Origin of the sequence: Streptomyces johnsoniae (assembly GCF_031845565.1) — a bacterium.
Lineage (GTDB): Bacteria > Actinomycetota > Actinomycetes > Streptomycetales > Streptomycetaceae > Streptomyces > Streptomyces johnsoniae.
This window is the reverse complement of sequence record NZ_JAVREV010000064.1, coordinates 1-491: the sequence shown is the minus strand read 5'-3', so window position 1 is coordinate 491 and position 491 is coordinate 1. Positions and strand designations below refer to the sequence as shown.

The following is a 491-nucleotide window of genomic DNA, read 5'->3' as shown; positions in this document are numbered from 1 at the left end:
CAGGTACACCGTGTCGGTGACGGCCCGGAACGAGGTGTGCACCGGGACCGAGAGCAGCGCGATGTCATGGCGGCGGCACGCGTCCACCAGCACGTCCGGAACCCTCCCGTGCGTCTCCTCACCCGCCAGCAGCGCCGCCGCCCCGGCCTCCCGCAGGGCCGCCACGAACCGGTCCGCCGTCGCCTCCTCGTCCGCCGCGCTCCACCACACCAGGCCGCTGAGCACGATCTCGCCCCGCTGGAGGAACCGCCCCGGGTCCTCCAGATCGGTCGCGGTGACCCCGCTGATCTCCCGGGCCAGGAGCGGCGGGCCGCCCCAGAGCAGGGTCAGGTCCAGGGACTCCAGCCGGAGGAGGTCTTCGACGTGCATGAGCGGTCTCCTAGGGCCTTGCTTCTGGATCATGCCGGGGCTGCCGGGCACCACACCCGCCGTTTCGCATTCACGAGGCTGATGCGTGTCACCGCATCGTCAATGCCAGGCCAGATGAGGAA

Annotated in this window: 1 protein-coding gene; it reads right to left on the bottom strand. The window is 71.1% G+C overall.

Annotated elements, in window-relative coordinates; all coding sequences use genetic code 11:
• On the bottom strand, positions 1-369 hold a 369-nt coding region (locus tag RM779_RS33275), incomplete at its 3' end, for a PucR family transcriptional regulator ligand-binding domain-containing protein (RefSeq protein WP_311621535.1).
• Between the last annotated feature and the right edge of the window lie 122 nt (positions 370-491).